The organism is Mesorhizobium sp. WSM4817, from assembly GCF_055811135.1.
This window is the reverse complement of sequence record NZ_JBVVQQ010000005.1, coordinates 50,026-75,095: the sequence shown is the minus strand read 5'-3', so window position 1 is coordinate 75,095 and position 25,070 is coordinate 50,026. Positions and strand designations below refer to the sequence as shown.

General features: G+C 66.1%; 24 protein-coding genes, 1 tRNA gene and 1 riboswitch. Of the genes, 5 read left to right on the top strand and 20 right to left on the bottom strand.

Annotation, left to right across the window (positions count from 1 at the left end):
• The first annotated feature begins 2 nt into the window (after positions 1 to 2).
• A complete protein-coding gene (locus tag AC0L2K_RS09110) occupies positions 3 to 1,115 on the top strand; it encodes an endonuclease/exonuclease/phosphatase family protein (protein ID WP_287323899.1) in 1,113 nt (370 codons plus the stop codon).
• A gap of 12 nt (positions 1,116 to 1,127) precedes the next feature.
• Positions 1,128 to 1,844, top strand: coding sequence for a hypothetical protein (locus AC0L2K_RS09105; RefSeq protein ID WP_473531169.1), 717 nt, complete (start codon positions 1,128 to 1,130; stop codon positions 1,842 to 1,844).
• Positions 1,845 to 1,943: 99 nt separating this feature from the next.
• On the opposite strand, the gene AC0L2K_RS09100 is transcribed toward AC0L2K_RS09105, so the two are convergent.
• The 4 genes from AC0L2K_RS09100 to AC0L2K_RS09085 form a co-directional block, all read right to left on the bottom strand.
• A complete protein-coding gene (locus tag AC0L2K_RS09100; RefSeq protein ID WP_091594283.1) occupies positions 1,944 to 2,186 on the bottom strand; it encodes a hypothetical protein in 243 nt (80 codons plus the stop codon).
• 120 nt (positions 2,187 to 2,306) lie between these two features.
• The gene (locus tag AC0L2K_RS09095; RefSeq protein ID WP_473531168.1) at positions 2,307 to 3,524 is read right to left on the bottom strand and encodes an ABC transporter permease; all 1,218 of its coding nucleotides are present in this window, start codon (positions 3,522 to 3,524) and stop codon (positions 2,307 to 2,309) included.
• Between the two features lie 2 nt (positions 3,525 to 3,526).
• Complete coding sequence (locus tag AC0L2K_RS09090; RefSeq protein ID WP_473531167.1) at positions 3,527 to 4,231, bottom strand: ABC transporter ATP-binding protein; 705 nt, start codon at positions 4,229 to 4,231, stop codon at positions 3,527 to 3,529.
• A gap of 4 nt (positions 4,232 to 4,235) precedes the next feature.
• A complete protein-coding gene (locus AC0L2K_RS09085; protein WP_473531166.1) occupies positions 4,236 to 5,528 on the bottom strand; it encodes an efflux RND transporter periplasmic adaptor subunit in 1,293 nt (430 codons plus the stop codon).
• A 126-nt stretch (positions 5,529 to 5,654) separates the two neighbouring features.
• Between AC0L2K_RS09085 and AC0L2K_RS09080 the strand changes: the two genes are divergently transcribed.
• The gene (locus AC0L2K_RS09080; protein WP_473531165.1) at positions 5,655 to 6,566 is read left to right on the top strand and encodes a PhzF family phenazine biosynthesis protein; all 912 of its coding nucleotides are present in this window, start codon (positions 5,655 to 5,657) and stop codon (positions 6,564 to 6,566) included.
• 105 nt (positions 6,567 to 6,671) lie between these two features.
• Positions 6,672 to 6,747, top strand: a tRNA-Lys gene (locus tag AC0L2K_RS09075).
• 111 nt (positions 6,748 to 6,858) lie between these two features.
• On the opposite strand, the gene AC0L2K_RS09070 is transcribed toward AC0L2K_RS09075, so the two are convergent.
• The 8 genes from AC0L2K_RS09070 to cbiE form a co-directional block, all read right to left on the bottom strand.
• Positions 6,859 to 7,395, bottom strand: coding sequence for an MgtC/SapB family protein (locus tag AC0L2K_RS09070; RefSeq protein WP_128173903.1), 537 nt, complete (start codon positions 7,393 to 7,395; stop codon positions 6,859 to 6,861).
• An 81-nt stretch (positions 7,396 to 7,476) separates the two neighbouring features.
• Positions 7,477 to 8,487, bottom strand: a complete 1,011-nt coding sequence (cobT, locus tag AC0L2K_RS09065) for a nicotinate-nucleotide--dimethylbenzimidazole phosphoribosyltransferase (RefSeq protein WP_473531164.1) — start codon at positions 8,485 to 8,487, stop codon at positions 7,477 to 7,479.
• 24 nt (positions 8,488 to 8,511) lie between these two features.
• Positions 8,512 to 9,291 carry an adenosylcobinamide-GDP ribazoletransferase gene (gene cobS, locus AC0L2K_RS09060; RefSeq protein ID WP_128167023.1) on the bottom strand — a complete coding sequence of 260 codons (780 nt, stop codon included), beginning with the start codon at positions 9,289 to 9,291 and terminating at the stop codon, positions 8,512 to 8,514.
• A 41-nt stretch (positions 9,292 to 9,332) separates the two neighbouring features.
• A complete protein-coding gene (locus AC0L2K_RS09055; protein ID WP_473531163.1) occupies positions 9,333 to 10,643 on the bottom strand; it encodes a cobyrinate a,c-diamide synthase in 1,311 nt (436 codons plus the stop codon).
• The gene (gene cobA / locus AC0L2K_RS09050) at positions 10,640 to 11,458 is read right to left on the bottom strand and encodes a uroporphyrinogen-III C-methyltransferase (protein ID WP_473531162.1); all 819 of its coding nucleotides are present in this window, start codon (positions 11,456 to 11,458) and stop codon (positions 10,640 to 10,642) included. The genes AC0L2K_RS09055 and cobA overlap by 4 nt, the downstream gene beginning before the upstream one ends.
• The gene (gene cobM / locus AC0L2K_RS09045; protein WP_473531161.1) at positions 11,455 to 12,219 is read right to left on the bottom strand and encodes a precorrin-4 C(11)-methyltransferase; all 765 of its coding nucleotides are present in this window, start codon (positions 12,217 to 12,219) and stop codon (positions 11,455 to 11,457) included. The genes cobA and cobM overlap by 4 nt, the downstream gene beginning before the upstream one ends.
• Positions 12,216 to 12,602 (bottom strand): cobalamin biosynthesis protein, encoded by a 387-nt coding sequence (locus tag AC0L2K_RS09040; RefSeq protein ID WP_287177231.1) that lies wholly within the window; start codon positions 12,600 to 12,602, stop codon positions 12,216 to 12,218. The genes cobM and AC0L2K_RS09040 overlap by 4 nt, the downstream gene beginning before the upstream one ends.
• Positions 12,599 to 13,828, bottom strand: coding sequence for a precorrin-6y C5,15-methyltransferase (decarboxylating) subunit CbiE (cbiE, locus tag AC0L2K_RS09035; protein ID WP_473531160.1), 1,230 nt, complete (start codon positions 13,826 to 13,828; stop codon positions 12,599 to 12,601). The genes AC0L2K_RS09040 and cbiE overlap by 4 nt, the downstream gene beginning before the upstream one ends.
• Positions 13,829 to 13,982: 154 nt before the next feature.
• Here cbiE and AC0L2K_RS09030 point away from each other — a divergent pair, with 154 nt between their 5' ends.
• Entirely contained in the window at positions 13,983 to 14,747 is a 765-nt protein-coding gene (locus AC0L2K_RS09030; RefSeq protein WP_473531159.1) for a cobalt-precorrin-6A reductase, read from the top strand.
• Here AC0L2K_RS09030 and AC0L2K_RS09025 read toward each other — a convergent pair.
• The 8 genes from AC0L2K_RS09025 to AC0L2K_RS08990 all read right to left on the bottom strand — a co-directional run bounded on the left by AC0L2K_RS09025 (position 14,711) and on the right by AC0L2K_RS08990 (position 25,046).
• Positions 14,711 to 15,475 carry a precorrin-3B C(17)-methyltransferase gene (locus tag AC0L2K_RS09025; RefSeq protein ID WP_473531158.1) on the bottom strand — a complete coding sequence of 255 codons (765 nt, stop codon included), beginning with the start codon at positions 15,473 to 15,475 and terminating at the stop codon, positions 14,711 to 14,713. The two genes, AC0L2K_RS09030 and AC0L2K_RS09025, sit on opposite strands and share 37 nt — an antisense overlap.
• Positions 15,472 to 16,230 (bottom strand): precorrin-2 C(20)-methyltransferase, encoded by a 759-nt coding sequence (locus AC0L2K_RS09020; protein WP_473531157.1) that lies wholly within the window; start codon positions 16,228 to 16,230, stop codon positions 15,472 to 15,474. The genes AC0L2K_RS09025 and AC0L2K_RS09020 overlap by 4 nt, the downstream gene beginning before the upstream one ends.
• Entirely contained in the window at positions 16,227 to 16,862 is a 636-nt protein-coding gene (locus AC0L2K_RS09015) for a precorrin-8X methylmutase (protein WP_473531156.1), read from the bottom strand. Before AC0L2K_RS09015 ends, AC0L2K_RS09020 begins: the two co-directional genes overlap by 4 nt.
• Positions 16,863 to 16,864: 2 nt before the next feature.
• Positions 16,865 to 18,364: a precorrin-3B synthase gene (cobG, locus tag AC0L2K_RS09010; protein ID WP_473531155.1), complete on the bottom strand. Its 1,500-nt coding sequence runs from the start codon at positions 18,362 to 18,364 to the stop codon at positions 16,865 to 16,867.
• Positions 18,361 to 22,089: a cobaltochelatase subunit CobN gene (locus tag AC0L2K_RS09005; RefSeq protein WP_473531154.1), complete on the bottom strand. Its 3,729-nt coding sequence runs from the start codon at positions 22,087 to 22,089 to the stop codon at positions 18,361 to 18,363. Before AC0L2K_RS09005 ends, cobG begins: the two co-directional genes overlap by 4 nt.
• An 18-nt stretch (positions 22,090 to 22,107) precedes the next feature.
• Positions 22,108 to 23,145, bottom strand: coding sequence for a cobalamin biosynthesis protein CobW (cobW, locus tag AC0L2K_RS09000; protein WP_128167001.1), 1,038 nt, complete (start codon positions 23,143 to 23,145; stop codon positions 22,108 to 22,110).
• Positions 23,142 to 23,576 (bottom strand): DUF1636 family protein, encoded by a 435-nt coding sequence (locus tag AC0L2K_RS08995; protein WP_287056179.1) that lies wholly within the window; start codon positions 23,574 to 23,576, stop codon positions 23,142 to 23,144. Before AC0L2K_RS08995 ends, cobW begins: the two co-directional genes overlap by 4 nt.
• Before the next feature lie 38 nt (positions 23,577 to 23,614).
• Positions 23,615 to 23,817, bottom strand: a riboswitch (cobalamin riboswitch).
• Positions 23,818 to 23,846: 29 nt separating this feature from the next.
• Positions 23,847 to 25,046, bottom strand: a complete 1,200-nt coding sequence (locus AC0L2K_RS08990; protein WP_473531153.1) for a winged helix-turn-helix domain-containing protein — start codon at positions 25,044 to 25,046, stop codon at positions 23,847 to 23,849.
• Between the last annotated feature and the right edge of the window lie 24 nt (positions 25,047 to 25,070).

The following is a 25,070-nucleotide window of genomic DNA, read 5'->3' as shown; positions in this document are numbered from 1 at the left end:
CCATGTCGCTGCGCCTCGCCACCTTCAATGTCGAAAACCTGATGAACAGGTTCGATTTTTCCGGATACCGCAACCAGCTCAACGAGGATCGCACGCTGGCGCTCTTCGACATCCAGAGCGAGGCCGAATACAAGATGCTGGAGCAGGCGCGGGCGATCGCGCAATCCGACGATACGCGGCAGCTGACGGCATTGGCCATCGCCGCCACCCGCGCCGACATCATCTGCATGCAGGAGGTCGATAATATCGAGGCGCTGAAGGCTTTCGAACACGGTTATCTGTTCAGGATGGTCGGGCATGGCTACCGCCAGAAATACACCACCGCCGGCAATGATTCGCGCGGCATCGACGTCGCCGTGATGATGCGCAACGAGACCGCGCAGGGCCAGCCGATCGAATTCGTGCGCATGACAAGCCACGCCTATGTCACGTTCGAGCAGTTCGGCCTGCACACGCCGGAGCTGGCAGCGTTCGGGCATCAGGCCAACCAGCGCATCTTCAGGCGCGACTGCCTGGAAATCGACCTGACCGTCGGTGGCGTGCCGCTGACGCTCTATCTGGTGCATTTCAAGTCGATGGGCACGCCCCGCAACGGCCTCGACGGCCGCCAGGCGACGATGCCGCTGCGCATCGCCGAGGCGCAAGCGGTGCGCCGGATCATCGAGGAGCGTTTCGGTGGGGATCACGCCGCCGACAAATACTGGGCGATCTGCGGCGACATGAACGACTATCGGCAGCGCGTGAAGATCTCCGGCGACGCCTTTGACGGTTACCGCTTCGAGGTGATCGATGAGAGCCAGTCCTGCCTCAACGTGCTCACCGCCGGCGGCTTTTGCGAGAATGCGGTCGAGCGGCGCCCGGAAATGGACCGTTGGACCTTGTACCATACGCGCGGGCCGCAAGAGCGGCATCTGTGCCAGCTCGACTACATCCTGTTGTCGAAGGCACTGGCAGCCAGGAACGCGACCGCCGTTCCCGACATCATCCGCAACGGCCAGCCCTGGCGCACGATTTTTCCGGCAGGCCAGGAGGTGGACCGGTTTCCGCGTTGCGGCTGGGACCGGCCGAAGGCGTCGGACCACTGTCCTGTGGCGATCACCCTTGAAATGACCTGAGGATCGTTTTCGTTGAGCTTCGACCTGCCGCGCAACATCATCCTTCCGGTCGACGCCGTCGATGTCAGGCTCGACCCCGGCCCGCATCCGTTCGAACGCGATAATGCGCAAGCGATCGCCGAGAATTGGCGGCGCGAGACCGCAGCCAACCCGGCGTTGTTCGACGGCACCGTGGTGCTGCTTTCGGCGCTCGGCTATCGCGACAACAGCCTCGTGGGTCGCTGCCATGCGGTGCGCTACTCGACCTTCATGCTTTGGCGCGGCAATCGCCAGGTGGCGGGGGCCGAGCACGCCTATGCCCATGCCATGCTGGTCGCCGGCGACAATGCGCTGGTGGCGATCCGCATGGCGTCGCACACCGTCAATGCCGGTCGCGTCTACTTCGCCGCCGGCTCGTTCGAGCCAACCGATTTCCGCGACGGCCTTGTCGATGTCGACTTCAACATGATCCGCGAGGTGCGGGAAGAAACCGGCCTCGACCTTGCCGGCGCGGCGCGCGGCAGGCGCTACTATGCCCTGTCGACGGCAACCGGCACGGTGATCTTTCGCCGCTATCGCGAAGCGGCATCCGCCGACGAGATCGCGCAGCGCATCAGCGCCTTTGTCGCCACCGAGGCAGAGCCGGAGATCGACGGGCCTGTCATCATCCGCAGTGCCGATGACCTGCCGGACGGGCTGATGCCGCACATGAAGCCACTGATCGAGTGGCATTTTGCCGACAAGGACTAACGCATCGGGCCGAAAATCGGAATCGATTTTCGGAAAGCACGATGCGCAGATTCAAAGTGTTAGAGCGTACTTTGTGCGTCCAAGTGGACGCACGTCGCTCTAATGACGCATTTTGTTTTCGATGGTTTTACGGTCGTTGCGGGCGGCGACGAAAAACAGCATGACGCCGATACCCAGCAGCGCACCCATCGTCGTTCCCATCGTCTGACCGACAACCTGCTGGAAATCGGCGGTGACATGATCGGGGTTGGCCATGCCATAGCTGGCCAAATACCACCAAAAGCCCGCCAATGCGGCCTCGATGATCACCGTCACCAAAGCCACTCGCTCTTTCTTGCTCATCCCACTATCCCCCATATCCCCAAGGCGATTGCTAGCACCGCGGCTATTCCGCGACAGGGGCAGGGCGACGGCCGCGTCAAAATTTTGGGGACATCTGAAGGCGGCGCACGCTGCGTCGTGCTATTCATGCCTCAGCGCGTCGATCGGATCGAGCCGTGCGCCGCGCAGCGCCGGGAAGAAGCCGAACACCATGCCGATCAGCGCCGAGAAGCCGACGGCGAGCAAGATCACCGCCTGGCTTGGCGCAAACGGGATCGCCAGCGTCAGCGAGGCGAGGCCGGCCAGCGCCAGGCCGATCAGGATGCCGATGATGCCGCCGAGCAGCGACAGCACGGTGGCCTCGACCAGGAACTGGATGAGGATGTGCTTTTCATGCGCGCCGATGGCCAGCCTTATGCCGATCTCGCGGGTGCGCTCGGTGACCGACACCAGCATGATGTTCATGATGCCGATGCCGCCGACCAACAGGCTGACGCCGGCGACCGCGCCCAGCATGCCGGTCATCGTCGTGGTGGCGCTCGCCATGGCGTCGGCGATCTGGGTCATGTCGCGTATCGAGAAGTCGTCTTCGCGGTCCGGTGGGATGCGGCGTGCATCGCGCAAAATGTCCTCGACGCGCGGCAGCAGCTCGGTGGTCGGCGTCCTGTCGTCGGCGGCGACGTAGATCGAGTCGATGTCGCGGTTGCCGGCGATGCGGCGCTGGTAGGCGGCGAGCGGCATCAGCACGACATTGTCCTGGTCCTGGCCGAAGCCGGTATAGCCCTTCGGCTCGAGCAGGCCGATGATCTTGCACGAGGTGCGGTTGACGCGAATGATCTCGCCTTCGGGGTCGCCGGCGCCGAAGAACTGCTGGCGCACGGTTTCGCCGATCAGGCAGACGCCGGTGCCCGAGCGGATTTCCGAATCGCTGAACGGTCGGCCCGAGATCAACTTCCAGTCGCGCGCATCGAGATAGGCGCTGTCGGTGCCGGTGACACCCGACGTCAGGCTTTCGGTGCCGGAGATGACGCGGACCTGCTTTTGCGAGGCGGGCGAGATGGCGTGGGCGCCGCTCAAATGTGCGACAAGCGCGGCAAGTTCCTTGCTGCCGAGCGGACGTGTGGCCTGGTCGAGCCCTCCCGGTCCGCCGGGCCCGGCCGGGCGGCCGGGGCGGACAACGAGCAAATTGCTGCCGAGCTTGGAAATGTCGGCCTTTACCTTTTCAGTGGTGCCCGAGCCGATGGTGAGCATGGCGATGACGGCCGCAACGCCGATGACGATGCCGAGCAGCGTCAGAAACGAGCGCAGCACGTTGCGGCGCACTGAAAGCAGCGAGAGGCGGACGGTTTCCCAGATCATGGTTACACCACCTCAAGGTTCATGGCATCGGAGGCGACGTGGCCGTCGAGGAAGCGAATTGTGCGCTCGGCATAAGCAGCGACATCGGCCTCGTGGGTGACCATGGCGATGGTCAGGCCAAGCTCGGTGTTCAGCCGCGTCAGCAACTCCATGATCTCGTGCGTGCGTGCGGTGTCGAGATTGCCGGTCGGTTCGTCGGCGACGAGCAGGGTCGGCCTGGTGACGATGGAGCGCGCGATCGCCACGCGCTGCTGCTGGCCGCCGGAGAGCTCGGCCGGCGTGTGGTGCTCGCGGCCGACAAGGCCGACCTCGGCCAGCGCCTTCATCGCGAGGTCGTGACGCTCGCGGGCGGCGACGCCGCGATAGATCAGCGGCAGTTCGACATTCTCCACCGCGGTGGTGCGCGGCAGGAGATTGTAGCCCTGGAAGACGAAGCCGACATAGAGATTGCGCAGCATGGCGCGGCGGTTGCGGTCGAGGCGGCCAGCATCGATGCCCATGAAGCTGTAGGTTCCGGCCGTCGGCGTGTCGAGGCAGCCGATGATGTTCATCGCCGTCGACTTGCCCGAGCCGGACGGACCCATGATGGCGACGAATTCGCCGCTGCGGATGGCAAGATCGACGCCAGCCAGCGCATGGACCGTGGCCTCGCCCTGGCCATAGCTTTTCCAGACCTTGTCGAAGGTGATGAGCAGCGAGCCTGACATGATTTCAGCTCCGCTGCTGCGCTGCGGTGATGACTTGCGCACCTTCTGCGAGACCGGAGATGATCTCGGTCAGCTCGCCATCGGTGGAGCCGACCTTGACGTTGACCGGCCGAGGCCGGCCATTCTCCAGCACGTAGAGCGTGCGCGAGCCGTCGGTGGGCTGCGCCGTCGCCTGGCGCTGGCGGTTGCCGCGTGGACGGCCCATACGGCCGGTGAACAGGTCGCTCAGGCTCCACGCTCGGGCAGCAGATGCCGCCGGCCGGTAGCGGAAAGCCGTCGACGGTACGATGAGAACGCCCTTGGCCTCTCTGGTGACGACCGTAACGGTGGCAGTCATCCCGGGCCGCAACAGAAGCTCGTTGTTGTCGACCTCGAACCGCGCGTCGTAGGTGACGACGCCGTCGGTGGTGACCGAGGCATAGGAGATGTCGCGGATCTCGGCATCGAACGGCCGCTCGGGAAAGGCGTCGACGGTGAAGCGGGCATGCTGGCCGGGCTTGACCGCGCCGATGTCGGCCTCGTCGACCGCTGCCTTCAACTCCATGTTCCTCAGGTCGGCGGCGATGACGAACAGCACCGGCGCTTGCAGCGAGGAGGCAACCGTCTGGCCGGGATCGACCGAGCGCGTCAGAACGATGCCGTCGATGGGCGCATAGATGGTGCTTTTGGCGAAGTCCGTCTGCTGCGCCTTGAGATCGGCATTGGCGATGGCCAGATTGGCTTTGGCGCTGTCGAGCGCTGCCTTTGAGCGGTCGCGCGTCGCTGTCGCCGCTTCAAGCGACTGGTCAGTCGCCATGCCGCGCTTGGTGAGCGCCGCCGCGCGCGCAACCGCCCTTTCGTTTTCGGTGAGGGTTACGGTGGCGGTCTCGACATTGGCAGCCGCCGCCTTGGCGGAAGCCTCGGCGCGCTCGATCTGCACCTCCAGCTTGGCCGTATCGAGCGCCGCCAGCACATCGCCCTTCTTCACCTGCTGGTTCTCGTTGACCGCGACCGAGCGGACGACGCCGGACAGTTCGCTCGAAATGTCGACCTGGGTGAGCGGCTGCAGCGTGCCGGTCGCCGACACTTCGACCGTGAGGTCGGCGACAGCGGCCGGCACAGTGGTATAGTCGATCTTGGCGGGAGACGCGGCATACCATTGGTACCCCGCCAGGCTTGCGGCGACGACGACCAGCACAAGCAGGCCATAAAGCCAGCCGCGACGCCGTTTCTTCTTCAGACCCAGGCGGTCGAGCCCGAGTGCCGTCTTTATGTCGGAAGTGGATTCCGTCTTTGGCAGATTGACAATCTGGTCCACGCCGGACCCCTATAATACCAGTGATGTCCCAACCGGTGCACTGATCAGGCCGAATGGTTCAAATATCAAATTAAATTTCGCCCATGTTTGGGCCCCTGTTGGGATTGAGGCAGAAGGCTTTCTACAATGCTGACCCGGAATTACTTACTTTACGACGTGTTCACCACCGAGCGGCTGGGCGGCAATCCGCTGGCCGTCGTGCTTGACAGCAAGGGACTGGACACTGCCGCGATGCAGGCTATCGCGGGCGAGTTCAACCTGTCGGAAACCGTTTTCGTGCTGCCGCCCGACAATCCCAAGTACCGCGCCCGCATCCGCATCTTCACGCCCGACCATGAGATGCCGTTCGCCGGCCATCCGACGGTGGGCGCTGCGATTGCGCTTGCCGAAATGGCTGGCGATGGCGACACTGCCGGCATCTTCGTGCTGGAGGAAAACATCGGCCCGGTGCGCTGCGCCGTCAGCAAGCACGATGGCGCCATCTTTGCCGAGTTCGACCTGGCCAAGCTGCCGGAGCGGCTGGAATTGTCCGCCGACCCGGAAGCGATCGGGGCGGCACTTGGCCTGGGGCCGCACGAAGTCGGCTTCGAAAACCACCGCGTCTCGTTCTGGTCGGCCGGCGTGCCCTACGTGACCATTCCGGTCGCCGATCTGGAGGCGGCGGCCCGGATAAGGCTGGACAACCAGGCGTGGTCGGAACTGGCGCCCCGCAAGAGCGATTGGGCCCTCGCCAGCCCGTATGTCTATTGCCGCGAGACGGTGAACCACGACAGCGCCTTCCATGTCCGCATGATCGTGCCGGGCAATCCATCCTATGAAGATCCGGCGACCGGTTCGGCGGCCGCCGCCTTCGCCGGCGCGATCATGCATTTCGACGGTCCGAGAGAGGGTGTTTCCCAGCGTTGGATCGAACAAGGGCTGGAGATGGGGCGGCCTTCGCGCATCCGCCTCGAACTGAATGTCGAAGGCGGCAAACTGGCCGCCGCCCGCATCGGCGGCCATGCCGTCAAGGTGGCGGAAGGCAAGCTGTTCGTCTGACGATGTGCGGCACTTCAGCGATTTGTCGGGAAATGAATCCGGCAGGGCTGGACATGGCGGATGGCGGCGGCTATATGCCCGCCGACGCTGGTTTTACCGGCGAGTGGGTGCGTAGCTCAGTTGGTAGAGCAGCTGACTCTTAATCAGCGGGTCACAGGTTCGATCCCTGTCGCACCCACCATTTAATCCGTTGATATTACTCGCTTTCTCGCTGCCTGAAAGAGTGTCGCGAACATAGCGGTTCCAAATCTGACGGTTGGTTTCCAATTCGCGTTCGGTTCCAGTTGCAGCCTCAGCCTTTGGGCGGCTTGGACACGTCTTCTTCCGACATGGGCTTTTCTGGTCCGGCGTTCTCGCCAATACCGGACTTGTGGGCAAAACTATAGAGAAGGCCTGCCGCGACCAGCACCAAAAGCGTGCCGAGTGCCGCCACTTGCCACAGACCGAGCCCGCAGGCCACGCCGATTGCCCCGGAGAGCCACATGCCAGCCCCGGTCGTCAGCCCGTGAACCTCGCCCTTCGAAAACAAAATCGTTCCGGCAGCAAGGAACGCGACGCCGGCGGTGACCGCTTCGACAACGCGAATCGGATCGACCCTTACGGAATCCTGCTGAAACATCGGCGCGTGAATAATTTCAATCGTCAGAATACCGAAGGTAGCCGCCGCCACGCAGACCAGGATATGGGTGCGAAGCCCGGCAGGCCGATTTCGCCATTCGCGTTCGAAGCCGATCGCCGCACCGAAGATCGATGCCAGCAGAAGCCTCGCCGCAATAACGGGAAACGGGACGTAGGTCGGATGACCGAATTCCTGGAAAAGCTGTTGCATGCGTAACCCGGGCTGACCGGCCACAACGTGCTCGGGCCGGCCAGGTTCCCCAGCGCAAGACTGGATTCCAAGTTGACGAGATTACTTCTCCGAAACACCGGCCTCGGCAAAGCTTGCCATGCGGGCATGGCATTCGAGCGCCGAGCGGACGATGTTGACGGCGAGGCAGGCGCCGGAGCCTTCGCCGAGCCGCATGCCGAGGTCGAGCAGCGGCGGCAGGCCGAGCGCTTCGAGCAGCCGGCGATGGCCGGATTCGGCCGAGACATGGGCGGCAAGCGTGTGGGCGAGGCCGGCGTGGTGCAACCTTGCCAAGGGTGCGGCGGCGGCGGTGCAGACGAAGCCGTCGAGCAGCACCGGCACGCCTGAATGGCGCGCCGCCAGCGTCGCGCCAAGGATGGCGGCGAGTTCGCGCCCGCCGAGGGCTGCCGCGATCCCCAGCGGGTCGGGAAGGGCCTCGGCGTGGCGCTTGAGGCCGGCTTCGATGGCAGTGATCTTGCGCACCAGGCCGGCATCGTCGACGCCGGTGCCGCGCCCGGCCCATTTTTCCGCGCCGCCGCCAAAAAGGGCGGCCGAGATGGCTGCCGCCGGCGTGGTGTTGCCGATACCCATTTCGCCGAAACAGACGAGGTCGAGGTCTTTGGTCACCGCGCCGTAGCCGGCCGAGACGGCGGCGAGGAAGGCTTCGCCGTCCATTGCCGGCACTTGCGTGAAATCGCCGGTCGGATAATCGAGGTCGAGCGGAATGACGTCGAGCTCCGCACCGGCGATGCGGGCAAGCTGGTTGATGGCGGCGCCGCCGCCTGCGAAATTCGCCACCATCTGCACGGTGACTTCCGACGGGAAGGCAGACACCCCCTGTGCGGTGACACCGTGGTTGCCGGCAAAAACCAGGACTTTTACGCGATCGAGCTGCGGCATGTCGCGGCCCTGCCAGCGGGCAAGCCAAGCCGCTATGGTTTCCAACCGGCCGAGGCTGCCTTGCGGCTTGGTCAGCGTGTCCTGGCGGCGGGCGACAGCATTTGCCGCGGCGTCGCTGCCGGCAGGCAGATCGAGGCATGCCGCGCGCAATTCATCAAGCGATTTGAAAGGCATGGGGGAAAAATCTCCGAAACAGAATCAGGAAAGGAAAACGGAAGCGACGAGCAGGATTGCGATCTCGCCAGACTGCTGCAGCGCGCCGACCGTATCGCCGGTCTGGCCGCCGATCTGGCTGCGGCACAGCTCGCGGAAGGCGGCAAACAACAGGCCGAGCAGGATAAGCGCGGCGACCGCGCCACCGAACCCTAGCGCCAGCAGCGCGACGGTGCCGAGCGCGGCGCCGGCAATGGCGGTTTCGGCCGACATGGTGCCTGCATCGACCGAGAGGCCGTCGCTGCGCGCCGCCGGCAAAAGATGCATGAAAGCGCCGAACAAGCCGCGCGAGGCGGCATGCGCGGCAATCAGAGCCCAGAACATCTGGGCCGGGCCGGCGAATTCCGAAAGCACGCTCCAGCGGATCAGCAGCGACAGGGCGAGCGAGCAGGCGCCGTAGGCGCCGATACGGCTGTCGCGCATGATCTCCAGTTTTTTCTCGCGTGTCCTGCCGCCGCCAAAGCCGTCGGCGACATCCGAAAGCCCGTCTTCATGCATGCAGCCGGTGGCGAGCAAGGTCGCGGCAAGGGCAAGGGCTGCTGCCGGGCCGGCGGCAAGACCGAGCCAGGTCCCGACCGCGTAGACCAGGGCGCCGATCAGAGCGACGGCGAGGCCGGCAACCGGCGCTGCCCAGATCGCGGCAGCAAGGCTGCGGTCCCGAAAATCGACGACCGGCAGCGGCAGCCGGGTGAAGAAGACGACGCAGAGCGCGATGTCATCGAGGATTTGCCGAGTGGAGAGTGTCATGTTCTGGAGTTTGAGCATGATCTATTCCGAAAACCGGGCCCACTTTTCGGGATCATGCTCTAGCCTCTCGCAATGGCATGGAAGAACGTGCCGCTGACATGGCCGCGCCGGTAACCGGAGGCGCCGAGCGGATTGCCTTGGCCGTCAGCGAGGTCGGCCAAGGGTTCGTCACTGCAGGTGGCAATCATCTGCGCATAGTGGAATTCGTGGCCGCGGATCAGCGCGCCTCGGTCTCCCAGCGGACAATCGGCGCGCAGCCGCGCCTCGCGGTAGCCGAGGTTCATCTTTCGCTTGGCAAAGCTGGTCGAGTGACCGAGCAGGCCGAGCATGGCGTGCGTCTCGCCCGATGCGTCCTCCAGCGCTTTGCCGAGCACCATGAAGCCGCCGCACTCGCCATGCACCGGCCGTGTTGCCGCAAACGCCTCGATGCCGGCCCTGAAATTCGCAGCCGCCGCAAGGCGGCCGGCGTGAAGCTCGGGATAGCCCCCGGGCAGCCAGCAGACATCGCAATTTTCGCCGGGCGCTTCGTCGGCAAGCGGCGAGAAGCGGATGATTTCAGCCCCTGCCTTGCGCCAATGCGCGGCGACATGCGGATAGAGGAAGGTGAAGGCGGCATCCTCTGCCAGTGCGATGCGCTGGCCGGGCGGTGGCAGCGCGTCGCCGTAACTGCCGGTAGCGGGTGCGAAGGGCGCCGCCAGCGCCATGATGGCGTCGAGATCGAGCGAGCGTTCGACCATGTCGGCCAGCCGGTCGAGATGCGCCATCAGATTCTCGTATTCGCCGGCCTGGACGAGGCCGAGATGCCGCTCCGGCAGGTTGAGCGAGGGATCGCGCAGGATCGCGCCGACCACCGGCAGGCCGATCGCCTCGATCGCGTCGCTGCAGAGACGGCGGTGGCGCTCGCTGCCCAGCCGGTTGAGCACGACGCCGGCCATGCGCACATCGGGGTCATAGCTGGCAAACCCCTTGGCGACGGCTGCCGCCGTGGTCGACTGTCCGGAAACGTCGAGCACCAGCAGCACCGGCAGGCCGTAGAGCCGTGCGAGATCGGCCGCCGAGCCGGTGCGGCCCGGAGCAGCCGGAATCCCGTCGAACAGGCCCATGGCGCTTTCCAGGAAGATGAAATCGGCATCTTCAGTTGCGTCGCCGGCCAGCGCGTTGAGCAAAGCAGGCGGCATCGCCCAGCTGTCGAGATTGACGCCGGAAAGGCCTGTCGCGGCGGTGTGGAAACCTGGGTCGATATAATCGGGGCCGGATTTGGCGCCGCGCACCTTGAGGCCGCGCCGGGAAAGCGCGCGCAAGATACCGATGGTGACGCTGGTCTTGCCCGAGCCTGAGCGCGGCGCGCCGATGATGATCGCGCGGGTCATGGCTCGCCCGCCAATGCCGCGCGCATCGCGACGATGCCGCCGACGACGATCAGCGCCGGCGCGGTCAACCCGGCGGCGGCCGCCTCCTCGGCAATGGTGGCGAGGGTGGCGACGACGATGCGCTCCTGCGGCGTCGTCGCGGCGACGATCACTGCAGCAGGCGTCGAAGGCGGCAGGCCGCCGCCAAGTAGCGAGGCTGATATCAACGGCAGATTGGCCATGCCCATATAGACGACGACCGGCTGGCCGGTGCGGGCGATTGCTTTCCAGTCGAGGTCGTCGTCGGTGCCGGCGGCGTGGCCGGTGGCCAGGATCACCGCCTTGTTGATGCCGCGCATGGTGGCCGGGATGCAGGCTCCGGCAAGCGCGCTGAGGCCCGAGGTCAGGCCGGACAGCACGCGGAACGGGATGTTTTGGCGCGCCAGCGCCAGCGCCTCTTCGCCGCCGCGGCCGAAAATATAGGGGTCGCCGCCTTTCAGCCTGACGACGCGGCGGCCTTCTCGCGCCAGCCGCACCAGCAAAGCGGTGATGTCGTCCTGCTTCATCGACGGTTGGCCGCCACGCTTGCCGGCGTAAAAAAGCTCGGCGCCCGACGCCACTGCCACGATATCGGGAGAGACCAGTGCGTCGTAGACGAGGGCATCGCAGTGCCCAAGTGCGGCCAGCACTTCCAGCGTCAGGCAGCCGGGATCGCCAGGGCCGGCGCCGGCCAGCCAGACATGGCCGGGCTCAAGCTGGCGCGGCTTGAAGTTGAGCCGGGCCAAAGCCTGTTCGATCGTGGTGTTTCCTCTGTTGTTTCCGGTGCCGTCGTTCACAATCCGTCCCGTCCGCGAAAACGCCGCTGGTAGTGGGCGTCGTAAAGTGAACTCTCGCCAAAGTTTTCCGCTGCCAGCGAGCGGCCGACAAAGATGATTGCCGTGCGCTCCATCGGATCGGCGGCCAGTTGCGCCTCGATCGTCGCCAGCGTGCCGGTCAGCACGCGCTCGTCCGGGCAGGAGGCACGGAAGACGACCGCTACCGGGCAATCGGCGCCATAGAACGGCGTCAGCTCGGCGACGATGCGGTCGATGGCGTGGATGGCAAGGTGGATGGCCAGCGTCGCGCCGGTGCGGCCGAAGCCTGCCAGCGTCTCGCCGGGCGGCATTTTGGACGCGCGGCCGGAGATGCGGGTCAGCACCAGGCTTTGCGCGACTTCGGGAATGGTCAGTTCGCGGCGGAGCGCTGCCGCGGCAGCCGCGAAGGAGGGCACGCCCGGCGTCAGCGTATAGGCGATGCCGTGCTTCTCCAGCCGGCGGATCTGCTCGGCGACGGCGCTCCACACCGACAGGTCGCCGGAATGCAGGCGGGAGACATCGTGGCCGGCCTGGTGGGCCGCCACATATTCCGCTTCGATCTCGTCGAGCGACATCGGCGCGGTGTCGATCAGCTTCGTGCCCGGGGCGCAGTGCTGCAACAGTTCCGGGGCGACGATCGAGCCGGCATAGAGGCAGACCGGGCAGCTTGCCAGCAGCCGGCTGCCGCGCAAGGTGATGAGGTCGGCCGCGCCCGGTCCGGCGCCGATGAAGTGGACGGTCATGCGGCGTCTCCGCTGATGGCGATGGCGCAGGTGACCGGGCCAAGCACGGTGCGCGGCCCGAGCAGTTTTGCGCCTTTGCCCGCGGCAGCAAGCGCCGAGGCTTCGGAAACCGACGGCGTGCCGGCACGCGCCTGCGACAGGTCGGACCGGCTGATTGCGCGCGGCGACGCGGCCTCGAGCGCAGCGTCCTCGACAACGATCACTGGAAGAGCGAGTTCGCGGCCCGCAGAGAAGATTGCCTGCTCGTCCTGCTTCTGAGAAGCGGTGGCGAGCGCCGAAAGCGCCGTCATCGCCAGCCCATGTGCTTCCAGAGCGGTTTCTATGGCGGCAAGCACATCCCTTGCGCTGACGCCCTTGCGGCTGCCGATGCCCGCGACCATCATGGCTTGACCCAGCTCCATTGGGTAACCGGCATGGCCGGCCGCCAGGCCTGCATCGAGCCAACCGGCGAAGCGCGGGATAGTGCGATGCGGGTGAGATCGCCGCCGAGCGACGCGTGACGGGCGAGAAGCAGGGCCTCCATCTCCAGCGTCACCGCATTGGCGACCAGCCGGCCGCCAGCACGCAGGGCCTCGAGGGCCGTTTCCAGCACGCCGGTATCGCTGCCGCCGCCGCCGATGAAGATCGCATCGGGCGTGCCTAGCTTGGCAAGCGCCTTTGGTGCCGAACCTTCGACGACGACAAGGCCGGGCACGCCGCAGTGTGAAGCATTGCGGTGGATGCGGGCGGCGCGGCTTGGATCGGCCTCGATGGCAATGGCGCGCATCGACGGATGGGCGAGCATCCATTCGATGCCGATCGAGCCGGAGCCGGCGCCGATGTCCCACAGCAACTCGCCGCGCCTGGGGGCGAGGGCCGACAGGGTGATGGCGCGCACTTCGCGCTTGGTGATCTGGCCGTCATGCTCGAACAAATGATCGGCAAGGCCCGATGTCAGCGGCAGGATGCGTGCTTCCAAAGTTGAGTCAACTTCGACCGCCAGCACATTGAGCGGATTGATCTTTTCGATGTCGAAGGCGTCCGCGCGAGCCAAGCGCAACCTTTCGTTCGGGCCGCCCAGCGCCTCAAGTGACGTCAGCTGCGAGGCACCGAAGCCGAGCTCGGTCAGCAGGCGCGCAATCGCCGCTGGCGCATCGCCGTCCGAGGTCAGCGCAAGGATGCGGCTGCCCGGATGCAGCAACGGCCGGATCAGGTCGAGCGAGCGGCCGTGCAGCGAAATGGTCTCGATATCTTGCAGCGCCCAGCCGAGGCGGGCGGCGGCCAACGAGAGGGCAGAAGCGGCGGGGATCACCTGCATCTCCTGGGCAGGGATTTTGCGAGCAAGGGTGACGCCGACGCCATGGAAGAACGGATCGCCCGACGCCAGCACGCAGACTCGCCTGCCGGAAAGCGCCAGCACGTCGCGCATCTCGGCATCGAAAGGGGTCGGCCAGGCACGGGCTTCGCCTTTGGCGAGCGACACGACGAGCGCAAGGTGGCGCGTGCCGCCGAAGACGAATTCGGCCTCGGCGATCAGCCGCTTGGCCTCGTCACCGAGACCCGCTACACCGTCCTCGCCGATGCCGACGATTGTGAGCCATTTTGGTGTTGGCTGTTTATTGTTTGACATGCCGCGCCGCCCCTCATCCGCCTGCCGGCACCTTCTCCCCGTATAGTGACGGGGAGAAGGGAACTGGCCGCAACGCTGGCGTCCCCCTCTCCCCGTCCTTCACGGGGAGAGGGTAAGGGTGAGGGGCAGCTCGGCGTGGCCTGACGTGGTGCCAATGAAGCGCATTCTGATCCTCGGCGGAACCACCGAAGCCCGGCAACTGGCGGGAAAGCTGGCCGCGCGTGCCGATCTTGCGATCACATTGTCGCTGGCCGGCCGCACTGAAAATCCTGTCGCGCAAGGCGTGCCGACGAGGGTAGGCGGTTTCGGCGGCGCCGACGGGCTGTCGGCGTTTCTTCGCGACACCCGTATCAGGCTGCTGGTCGACGCCACGCATCCCTATGCGGCGCAAATCTCGGCCAATGCCGCGGCAGCGGCGCGAGAGGCCGGCGTGCCGATCGTCGCGCTCAGGCGCCCAGGCTGGGAGCCGGCCGAAGGTGACCGCTGGACGCTGGTCGACAGCGTTGCCAGCGCGGTGACGGCGCTGGCCGCTGCGCCACGCCGCGTTTTCCTGGCGCTTGGCCGGCAGGAGGTCGCCGCCTTCGAGGCGGCGCCCCAGCATCATTATCTGATCCGCAGCGTCGATCCGGTCGAGCCAAGGCTCGCTGTGCCCGACGCGACCTATCTCCTGGCGCGCGGGCCGTTCCGGGAAGCCGACGAACGTGCACTGCTTCTGGAACACCGCATCGATGTCGTCGTGTCCAAGAACAGCGGCGGCGAGGCGACCTACGGCAAGATCGCCGCAGCGCGGGCGCTCGGCGTCGAGGTGGTCATGATCCGCAGGCCGACGCTGCCGGACGTTGCGTCGGCTGAAACCGTCGAAGCCCTTGCCGCGATGGTCGATCATTTTCTTGGGCCCGCCGCCGAACGCGGCGTGTAGACCAGCGCCGGTCTTTCGCCGCGCTTGATGATCCTGGTTTCCGGCGAGCCGATGATGATGCAGGTCGCCATGTCGGCCTTTTCTGAATCGGCGTCCGCCAGCAGAAAAATCTCGATGCGCTCGTCGGGACGGCCGGCGGCACGGCCGAAGACGACCGGTGTGGTGCCCGGCAGGATCGCAGTCAGGCATTCGAAGGCGCGGCCAAGCTGCCAGGGGCGCGCCTTGCTGATCGGATTGTAGAGCGCGATGACGAAGCCGGCGCCGGCCGCAGCCAGCAGCCGCAATTCGATGAGATCCCATGGTTTTAGATTGTCTGACAACGAGATGGCGCAGAAATCATGGCCGAGCGGCGCGCCGATGCGGGCCGCGACCGCGAGCATTGCGGTGATGCCGGGCAGCATCGAAACGTCAACAGCACGCCATTCGGCCGGGCCGGCCTCGATCGCCTCGCAGACGGCTGCCGCCATGGCAAAGACGCCGGGGTCGCCGCCCGAGACAACGGCGACATTGTGGCCCTGCGCAGCCATTGCCAGCGCGTCCTTGGTGCGGGACAGCTCCTCGCGATTGTCGGAGGCGACGCGGGTCTGGTCCGGGCGCAGGTCGAGCCGGTCGAGATACGGTTTGTAGCCGAAGAAGAATCTTGCCTCGGCGACGGCGCGGCTCGCTTCCGGCGTCACCTGGTCGGCATTGCCGGGCCCAAGGCCGATAACGGTCAGGCGGCCGCTCATGTTTCGGCTCCCAATGCGGCGGCCCGGCCTGACCAGCCGGCGACCAGCACGATGGCGAAGTAGGGCGCGTTGTCGTCCTGCTTGTCGGCCAGCCGCATCGAAACGCCGCCCGGCATGGTGCCGCGCTCGACATAGACGGCACGCGCCAGCTTGTCGGTCGCCTCCAGCGCGCGCCTGATCTTGCGCAGGTTGCGGCCAACCTTCATGATGACGGCAGCATCGGTGTCGGCGAGGCGGCGGGTCAGCTCGAATTCGCTCATTGTGCCCGGCAGCACGGTCAATACATCGTCGCCCTGGACGATCGGCGTTCCGGTGGCCGACCAGCAGCCGGACATGGCAGTGACGCCGGGAATGACCTCTGTTGGAAAGCGGTGCGCCAGCCTGACATGCAGGTGCATGTAGGAGCCGTAGAACAGCGGGTCGCCTTCCGAGAGCACCGCGACCATCCTGCCGGCGCTGAGATGCTCGGCGACCTTTTCGGCCGACTCCTCGTAGAAATCCGCTATCTGCGACCGATAATCGCTGTGATCCTTGTCGATTTCGGTGGTGACGGGATAGAGCAGCGGCAACTCGATCAAATCAGGACGAAAATGCGCGCCGACGATGGCGCGCGCGTTGCTGTTGTTGCCGCGCTTGGCGAAATGCGCCACCACGTCGGCCTCGGCCAGCGCGCGCACGGCCTTGAGCGTCAGCAGCTCGGGGTCGCCGGGACCGGTGCCGACGCCGACAAGCCGGCCTTTTACAATCGCGTTCACAGGCCCGGCCTCGCCAATGCGTTGAGCGCGGCGGCGGTCATGGCGCTGCCGCCCAGCCTGCCACGCACGATCGCGTAGGGAACGCCGTAGGAATTCTCGGCCAGCGCGTCCTTCGATTCGGCAGCACCGACGAAACCGACTGGCATGCCGATGATGACAGCCGGTTTCGGCGCACCGTCGCGCAGTCTCTCCAGCAGGTAGAAAAGTGCGGTCGGCGCGTTGCCGATGGCGACGACCGAACCGGCCATGCGCTCGCCCCACAGGTCAATGGCTGCGGCCGAACGGGTGTTGCCGATCCTTTTCGCTATGTCGGACGTCCGCGGGTCGCGCAGCGTGCAGATCACCTCGTTGCCGGCCGGCAACCGGGCGCGGGTGATGCCGTGCGAGACCATCTCGGCGTCGCAGAAGATCGGCGCGCCGGCCGCCAGTGCCGCGCGGGCGGCGGCAACAAAAGCTTGCGAAAAAACAAAGTTCTGCGCGGCCTCGACCTGGCCGCAGGCATGGATCATGCGGATGGCAACATCGGCTTCGGCATCGGAAAACCGCGACAGGTCGGCCTCGGCGCGAATGATGGCGAAGGAGCGCTCATAGATCGCCGTGCCGTCATGGATGTAGTCGTAGGGGGCGGGCATGTTCAATCCTGTCGGTAGAGTTCGGTGACACCGGCCGCGCCAAGCCTTGTCAGGCAGGCGGCGGTGGTCTCACCTCGAAATCGTTCTTCGCGGATCGCTGCGGCAATGCGGCCAACGCCGCGCGCGGCGTCATAGCTTGGCCTGTATCCGGCGGGAAGGGCCTTCGCCGTCCCGTCCACGACAAGTCCGGCCCCGTTTTCGCCGCCGACCAGTGTCAGCGCCGCCCGGCCGGGATGGGCACAGCCCTTGGCGCAGCCGGAAATGTGCAGGGTGACGGAGGCATCGAGAAGGTCGCGGTTTTCTGCGGCGATGGTCTCGGCGATGTCGCGCGTCGCGATCCGGCCGGAGGCGCAGGCCGGCGCACCGGGGCAAGCGGCGATTTTTGTGCGCGGGTCGGCAGCGTCAATAACGAAGCCGAGGGTGGCGGCGGCCTGCTGGAGCGCGTGGCAGGCGGTCGGGGAGAGGCCGATGAAAAGCAGCGCGCGTCGTGGCGCCAGGCGGATTTCGGCCGCGCCAAGGGTGAGGGCGTGTTGCGTGAGGCCGATGAGTTTTTGCGCCGGCATGCTGCCGAAGGGCAGGCCGATGCCGAGGGCGGTGCCGGCTGTCAGATCGAAAACGCCAATGGGGAAGCGAGCCGCCACAGGAAGGCGCTCCACGGCGCCCCCCTCTGTCCTGCCCTCTTTGCCACCACTTGTCATCTCCCCCACTTGGGGGGAGATCGGCAGCTTCGCCGCCGGCTCCCCCTTAGCACCCGTAGCGATTGGCGGAAGCGGAGACCAGGGCGCAATCTCCCCCCTCGTGGGGGAGATGTCCGGCAGGACAGAGGGGGGCGCGAAGGAATGCCAGCTTGCGAGGGACGTTAATTGCCTCTCCGTCAAATCCCGCGCGTGGGCTTCGCGGCCTTTTTCGGCGACCATCCTCAACATCGCGATGGCGATATCGCGGGCCGCATCGTCTCCCACCGTAGCGAGCGGCTTCGCATTCTGCCCATCACCCGCAACAGATACCTGCCACCTGATTCCCGCATTGGTGCGCACCGCAGCCAGCCGCACATCGGCTGTCACCACATCCATAGCCGACTGTCCACCGCCGTCGACGATCACCGAAACCTTCGGGCCAAGGCGCTGTGCCAGCCCGGCTTCAGCAATCGCCGCCCGAATCCGCTCCGCCAGCGGGCGCGGGTCGGCGGTCTCCTGCGAATCCAGGCCCGCCAGCGGTCCGGTCTCGACCGGCACCCCGGTGCGCACGGCGATGCCGAGCGCGTCGACCTCCATTGCCAGCAGCCGGGCGCTTGCCGATGTCAGGCCGCGGATCTGCAGGCTGCCACGCGCGGTCACTTCCATGATGCCGTTGCCGTGCCGCAAGGCGGATTCACCGAGCCCGATCAAGGATTTCGGCGAGAGTCCTCCAGCGACCGGGTTGAGCCGCACCAGTAGCCCGTCGCCGGTCTGCATCGGCGCGGACAAAGCAGGGCAGGCGCCGCGTCGGGAGAAGGCGTTCATGCCGCCACCCCCAGCGCCTGGGCCTCGGCGATCAGTGCGGCGAGATCGTCATCGATGGAATTGCGCAGCGGATGCCAGAGACCGCGCCGCCGCGCCGACAAAAAATGCTCGGCGATGATTTTCGCGGCCGCCGCGTTTTCGCGCAGGATGAAGGCGCGCACCTCGGGATCGCCGAGATAGGCGTCGTGCACGGCCTCGATCAGCGTGCCCGGTATGGCATGGGTGGTCTCGGCGAAACCGACGAGACGGTCGACCGTCTCGGCGAATTCCGAAGCGCCGCGCGGTCCGTGCCGCATCTGGCCGGCAATGAAGCGCGGGTTGACGGCGCGGGCGCGAACCACCCGAGATACGGCTTCTCCAAGCGAGCGCGGCTTCGGCTTTTGCGGATCCGTGGTGTCGAGGACGATGACGTCGGCGTTCTTGCCAAGCGCTGCAAGCGCTGCCGAAAAACCGCCGATGAAGGCGACATCGGCGGAGCCTTCCAAAATGTCGCGGCCGGGGTCGTCTCCGGTATGGACGAGGAGGTCGGCCTCGGCGACGCGACCCTCGAACGCGCCGGGCGACGAAATCCCTTCGCCGTCAGCGCCGCCATAGGCATGCGAGGTGGCGTCGAGATAGGCGCGACCGATTTCTTCGCGCGCCGCCCAGTCGCCGCTCGACAGCAACGCCTCGATACCGGCGCCGTAGGTGCCGGGCGAGGTGCCGAAAATGCGCGGGCTGACCTTGCCATCGGCGCGGGTTTTTGCGGCGAGCGGGTTTTCCGTCGCGTCCTCGTCGCGGGCGGCGACGGCGTTGGCGGCCGCATCGATCAGGGCGATCTGGGTCGGGAACATGTCGCGGAACAGGCCTGAAATGCGCCAGGTGACATCGACGCGCGGCCGGCCAAGGGTGGCCGGCGGCAGCACCTCGATGCCGGTGACGCGGCCGGTGGCGCAATCCCATTGCGGCCGGCAGCCCATCAGCGCCAGGCCTTGCGCGATCTCTTCGCCACCGGTGCGCAGCGAGGCCGAGCCCCAGAGGTCGATGACCAGCGAGCGCGGCCAGTCGCCATGCGCCTGCATGTAGCTGCGCAAGACCTCGTCGGACGCCGCCCTGCCGAGATCGAAGGATGTCGGCGTCGGCATGGTGCGTGGATCCGATGTGAACAGGTTGCGGCCGGTCGGCAGCACATCGCGCCGGCCACGCGCCGGTGCGCCGGCAGGACCGGCAGCGACATGGCGGCCGTCGAGGGCCGCGATCAATGCTGACTTCTCGGCTGCTGCACTTTGCTGGCGCAGCGGATCGGCCTCGCCCTCGGGCGAGCGGCCGTAGATGTGCAGCCCGTCCTTGATGGCGAAGTCCTTGAGGTCGCAGAGCCAGGCGTCGATGCGGCGCAGCGCTTCGTCGGGCGCGTCGGTTCCGGCGACGCCGGCCTCGGAGGCGAGATCGGTCTTTTCAGCGGTTTCGACGATCAGCCTCGCCAGGCGGTCGCGGCGGCGGCGGTCGAGCCCGTCAGCCTGGGCATATTCGTCGACCAGCCGTTCAAGCTGGTGCTGGTTCTCGTCCAGCCCGGCGCCGGTCAGAGGCGGCGGCAGATGGCCGAGGGTGACGGCGGCAATGCGCCGCTTGGCCTGCGCTGCCTCTCCCGGGTTGGAGACGATGAAGGGATAGATGACGGGCAGGGGCCCGGTGACGATCTCGGGAAAACAGGTTTCGCTGAGCGCCACTGTCTTGCCGGGCAGCCATTCCAGCGTGCCATGGGCGCCGACATGGACGAGGGCATGGACATCGAGCGCCTTGCGCAGCCACAGGCCAAAGGCGATCAGCGCATGGCGCGGCGGCAGCGTCGGGTCGTGATAGTCGGCGCGACGGTCGACTGAACGCCCGCGGTCAGGGGCGAGCGCAACGGTGATGTTGCCGAAGGTGGCGGCGCGGAAGGGGAAATTTGCAGAAGCGGGCGCTTGAACACCCCCCTCTGTCCTGCCGGACATCTCCCCCTCAAGGGGAGAGATTGCGCTGTCGTCGCTGCTTTCGCCAATTACCGAGGATGTTAAGAAAGAGCGGTCGGCGGAACTGCCGATCTCCCCCCTTGAGGGGGAGATGTCCGGCAGGACAGAGGGGGGCGCCTCGCACCAACCTGTCTCATCTGCCGCATTCCCCCACGCGGCCTCTACCGCAGCGATGGCCGCCGGCGGCAATTCCTTCGACAAGGTCAGATAATCCTCCAACCTCAACCCTCCGCCACCACGCTCCAGCATCTCCAGCAACGCACGCGGCGTTTGCGGAATCCCTTCAACGACGTAGCCCTGTTCGCTCAGGTCGTGCAGCATCGCCAGCACGCTGGACGGCACGTCGAGGCCGACGGCGTAGCCGGTGCGGCCGGGGGCGCTCGGATAGTCGGGGATCAGGATGGCGAGCTTGCGTTTTTCGCGCGGCGTGCGCTGCAGGCGCACGAACGCCTCGACACGGTTCGCCACCTGCGCGACCCGGTCCGGCTCCGGCCGGTTGGCGAAGGCGCGGAAGGCCAATGCGGGATCGACCTCGCTTTCGCCCTTGAAGGAAACGGCGCCGGCAAGGATGCGGCCGTCGAGTTCCGGCAGGACGACATGCATGGCGAGGTCGGCGGGCGCCAGGCCGCGCTGGTTGTCTTGCCAGATGTCACGGCGTGTCGTCGCGACGATGACCTGGAAGACAGGAACGCCGGCGCGGTCAAACAGGGTTTCGACGCCGGGCTCGGCACCCGAGGCGAAGGCGGTCGCGGTGATGATGGCGGCCGGCTTCAGCGTGGCAAGCGCGGTTTCGACAAAGGCGAGCGAGGCCGGGTCCTTGAGGCTGGAGACGAAGATCGGCACGGGGGCCATGCCGCGCTGCCGCAGCGCTTCAAACAATGCGTCGATCGGCGCGACGTCGGCGGCGAGCAGCATCGAGCGGTAGAAGAGAATGGGGATGATGGGGGCGGATTCTATGGCTGCAAGGCCGCGTTCCTTCGCGCCCCCCTCTGTCCTGCCGGACATCTCCCCCCCAAGGGGGGAGATCGCCCCGTCATCGACGCTGTTGTCAACGTTAGACGTTACAGAATTCGCGATGCGGTCAGTGACGGCTAATCTCCCCCCAAGTGGGGGAGATGTCCGGCAGGACAGAGGGGGGCGCGAAGGAACGCCGGCATTTGAAAAGTCCGGTCTTTCTACGACCCCCAATCCCGGCTCATAAAATCCCGCCTTCGGCACGACAACCGGCTCCGCGACCGCCACGTCTGATCCGGCGAGACTTGCCAGCCTCTGCACCAGCGCCGTCATATTCTCCGGGCCGCCTTCGCGAAAATAGCCGAGCAGGCCGTCGAGCTCCTGGCGCGGCAGCGTCGAGCCTTCGATCAGACGCAAATCCTCGTCGCGGCATTCGCCGGGCAGCAGCGCCAGTTTTATGCCGTGCGCGCGGGCGGTCGAGGCGAGCTGATCGCAGCCGTAGCGCCACCAGTCGTAACCGCCGAGGATGCGAACCAGAACAACCCTGGCGTGCCGGGCGACGCTGTCGATCCACAGATCGACAGACATCGGATGGCGCAGATCGCCCAAGGCGGCCAACCGCATCGACGGCAGGCGATCCGCGTCCGCCTGCCACGCCGCCGCCAGCCCGGCCAGATCGCTGTCGGTGAAGGACAGCGCCACGACATCCGCAGGCGTCTGCCTGAGATCGACAGGCTCGGCAAGATCGTCGAGCGAGGCGGATGTGGTGGTGAGGATGTGCATCGCGGCTCGTGCCTGAGGTCAGCCGGCGAGGATACGCTCGATGGCCGGGCGGTTCAGCCCTTTCAGGCCGATGACGACGAGGCGGGAGCGGCGATCGTCGGCGGCGGTCCAGGCGCGGTCGTAATAGTGGTTGACGCGCGGCCCGACTGCCTGCAGCAACAGCCGCATCGGCTTGCCGCCGACCTCGACGAAGCCTTTTACGCGCAGCACGTTTTCTTCTTCCGCCGCCGTGGCGACACGCAAAGCCAGCTCTTCGGGATTGGCGATCGACGGAATGTCGATGACGAACGAGTCGAAATCGTCATGCTCGTGATCGAGCTCGTCATCGTGGTGGGTCTTGCGGTTCTCGATGTCGTCCTCGACGGCAAGGCCGAGGCCGAGCAGCACGGAGGGATCGACCTTGCCCTGCGAGGCCGGCACGATCTTCACCGCGCGGGCGGCGTGCTTGCCGATGACGGCATTGGCGCGGGCCGAGCCGGCGGCGTCCATCAGGTCGCTCTTCGACAATATGATCAGGTCGGCGCAGGCGAGCTGGTCCTCGAACACCTCCTCGACCGGATCGTCGTGGTCGAGCGTCTCGTCCTGCGCGCGCTGCGCCTGCAGGGCGTCCATGTCGTTGGCAACGCGGCCTTCGGCCAGCGCCGGTCCGTCGACCACGGCAATGACGCCGTCGACCGTCACCCGGCTCTTCACCGTCGGCCACTGGAAGGCCTGGACCAGCGGCTTGGGCAGCGCCAGCCCGGAGGTTTCGATCAGGATATGGTCGACCCTGGGCGTCAGCGACAGGATCTGGTCGAGCGCCGGGACGAAATCGTCGGCGACGGTGCAGCAGATGCAGCCATTGGCCAGCTCGACGATGTTTTCCTCAGGGCAGGTGTCGATGCCGCATCCCTTAAGAATCTCGCCATCGATGCCGATGTCGCCGAACTCGTTGACTATGATGGCCAGCCGCTTGCCGCCAGCGTTTTCGAGCAGATGGCGGATCAGCGTCGTCTTGCCGGCGCCAAGGAAGCCGGTGACGACGGTGCAGGGCACGCGCGAGACGGAAGTGGTCATATCTGGTCCTTCAAAAGGTCGAGGGGAGGGATGCGGGCAACGAGGCCGCGCTTCAGGCAATCGGGGCGGCCGCGCCATGGGATGAGGCCGTCGGTCGAGGTGGCGAAGAGTTTTGCGCCGGTGATGAGATCGGCGCCGCTGGTCGCGGTCAGGTCGCCGAAGACATAGCTCCAGCAGCCGTCGCGCAGGATAGCGGCGCTGAGGCGGCGCTTGCAGTTGCCGAGGCATTCGACGCTGCGGATACGGATGTTTTCGCCAGAGGCGGCGCGGCGCGTGTCTTCGGCCAACAATTCGCCGGCGCGAGGATGGCCGTCGGAGCCGGTCTCGTCACGGCAGGAGGCGCAGACGATCACGGTGACGTCGGCCAGAGCATCATCATCGCCGGACAATACGCCCGCTGTCTCAGCCGAAAAACTGCTGTCGCGTTCCAAATCAGGCTCCTTGCCCGGAAAACCCGCCAGGCGATCGGATTTTTATGTCCTAGACGGCAGGTCTCCTGGCTCGCGGGTCATCGCCTTGGTGCCGCCTTCCCGGGATTTTCCCAGTGGTTATCGGCCTTGGCTCGTCGCTTACAGTTGCGGGGACAGCCGCGGATTTGAAATCGGATTTCGCACCGCATTCCCTCTTGGCTCCTCCCTTTGCCGAGAGGAGACCGTCTGAACCGGATTTAGGCTTGTGGAGGCAGTCGTGTCAACGCACGTCTACGACGCCGCAATGTCGGCGAGAGCCGAACCCAGATCCCCCGCAGGCGTCACCTCGATGCATTCGAGCCCGAGCCAGCCCTGCATCAGCTTCAATTCCTCAAAAAGTTCGGCGGCGGTTTGCGGCGGCGCGCCGGGTTCGGCATAGGCGGCATGGACGCGCAGCACGCCGGCCGGGCGGTCGGCCTTAAGGTCGATGCGCGCCACGATCCTTTCGCCGAGCAGGAACGGCAGCACATAATAGCCGTATTGGCGCTTTTCGGCAGGGGTGTAGATCTCGATGCGATAGCGGAACTCGAACAGTCTTTCCGTACGTGCTCGCTCGAAGACAACCGGATCGAACGGAGCGAGCAAGGCGCGCGCCTCGATCTTGCGCGGAAAACGGGCATCCCTGTGAAGATAGGCTGGCTTGCTCCAGCCTTCGACGGTCACCGGCAAGAGGTCGCCGGCGTCGACCAGTTCCTCGATGCGGCCTTTGATGTCAGCGGGAGAGAGGCGAAAATAGTCGCGCAGGTCGCCTGCTGTCGCGACGCCGTGGGCGCGGGCGGAGATGCGCAGCAATTCGCGGTGCGCATCCTCAGGCGAGGGCACCGGCAGGGCAAGTATTTCCGGCGGCAGCACGCGCTGCGGCAGATCATAAAGCCGCTCGAAGCCACGACGTGACGCCGTGGTGATGCGGCCGGCCCAGAACAGCCATTCGAAAGCGTGCTTGGCGTCGCTCCAGCCCCACCAGCCGCCGGAGCCTTTCTGGCCTTCCAGGGCGGAAGCGGCGATCGGGCCGCGTTCGACGACCTCGCGATAAATGTCTTCAATGTAGGCGGCGCGCTCGCGGCCCCACTTGGCCAGCCCGTTATACATTTCCTCGCCACGTTCGGCCCGTTCCATGCGCCAGCGCATCAGCGGATAGGTCTCGACCGGCAGAAAGGAGGCTTCGTGCGCCCAATATTCGAAGACTTTGCGCTTGCGCGTCACGGCGGCGTTGTCGAGCAGGGCGAGCGGGTAGGGGCCAAGCCGCGAATAGAGCGGCATATAATGGGCACGCACCACCGCGCTGACGGAATCGATCTGCAGCAGACCGGTCCGGCCAAGCACACGGGCCAGATGGCGGCGATCCGGCGTGCCGTTAGGGCGAGGATCGGCAAACCCCTGTGCGGCAAGCGCGATGCGCCGGGCCATGGCGAGCGAGATTTTTTGCTTCATGCAGACGGCACTCTGTCGGCGTTC

Bases quoted from the DNA above. Each gene is read 5' to 3' on its own strand.
- cobT (WP_473531164.1), bottom strand. From the start codon at position 8,487: ATGCCTTTCAAATCGCTTGATGAATTGCGCGCGGCATGCCTCGATCTG.
- AC0L2K_RS09015 (WP_473531156.1), bottom strand. From the start codon at position 16,862: ATGCCCGCCCCCTACGACTACATCCATGACGGCACGGCGATCTATGAG.
- AC0L2K_RS09030 (WP_473531159.1), top strand. From the start codon at position 13,983: ATGAAGCGCATTCTGATCCTCGGCGGAACCACCGAAGCCCGGCAACTG.
- AC0L2K_RS09005 (WP_473531154.1), bottom strand. From the start codon at position 22,089: ATGCACATCCTCACCACCACATCCGCCTCGCTCGACGATCTTGCCGAG.
- AC0L2K_RS09080 (WP_473531165.1), top strand. From the start codon at position 5,655: ATGCTGACCCGGAATTACTTACTTTACGACGTGTTCACCACCGAGCGG.
- AC0L2K_RS09100 (WP_091594283.1), bottom strand. From the start codon at position 2,186: ATGAGCAAGAAAGAGCGAGTGGCTTTGGTGACGGTGATCATCGAGGCC.
- cobM (WP_473531161.1), bottom strand. From the start codon at position 12,219: ATGACCGTCCACTTCATCGGCGCCGGACCGGGCGCGGCCGACCTCATC.
- AC0L2K_RS09025 (WP_473531158.1), bottom strand. From the start codon at position 15,475: ATGAGCGGCCGCCTGACCGTTATCGGCCTTGGGCCCGGCAATGCCGAC.
- AC0L2K_RS08990 (WP_473531153.1), bottom strand. From the start codon at position 25,046: ATGAAGCAAAAAATCTCGCTCGCCATGGCCCGGCGCATCGCGCTTGCC.
- cobG (WP_473531155.1), bottom strand. From the start codon at position 18,364: ATGAACGCCTTCTCCCGACGCGGCGCCTGCCCTGCTTTGTCCGCGCCG.
- AC0L2K_RS09090 (WP_473531167.1), bottom strand. From the start codon at position 4,231: ATGTCAGGCTCGCTGCTCATCACCTTCGACAAGGTCTGGAAAAGCTAT.
- cobW (WP_128167001.1), bottom strand. From the start codon at position 23,145: ATGACCACTTCCGTCTCGCGCGTGCCCTGCACCGTCGTCACCGGCTTC.
- AC0L2K_RS09110 (WP_287323899.1), top strand. From the start codon at position 3: ATGTCGCTGCGCCTCGCCACCTTCAATGTCGAAAACCTGATGAACAGG.
- AC0L2K_RS09095 (WP_473531168.1), bottom strand. From the start codon at position 3,524: ATGATCTGGGAAACCGTCCGCCTCTCGCTGCTTTCAGTGCGCCGCAAC.
- AC0L2K_RS09040 (WP_287177231.1), bottom strand. From the start codon at position 12,602: ATGATGGTCGCGGGCATCGGCAGCCGCAAGGGCGTCAGCGCAAGGGAT.
- AC0L2K_RS09070 (WP_128173903.1), bottom strand. From the start codon at position 7,395: ATGCAACAGCTTTTCCAGGAATTCGGTCATCCGACCTACGTCCCGTTT.
- AC0L2K_RS09055 (WP_473531163.1), bottom strand. From the start codon at position 10,643: ATGACCCGCGCGATCATCATCGGCGCGCCGCGCTCAGGCTCGGGCAAG.
- cobS (WP_128167023.1), bottom strand. From the start codon at position 9,291: ATGCTCAAACTCCAGAACATGACACTCTCCACTCGGCAAATCCTCGAT.
- cbiE (WP_473531160.1), bottom strand. From the start codon at position 13,828: ATGTCAAACAATAAACAGCCAACACCAAAATGGCTCACAATCGTCGGC.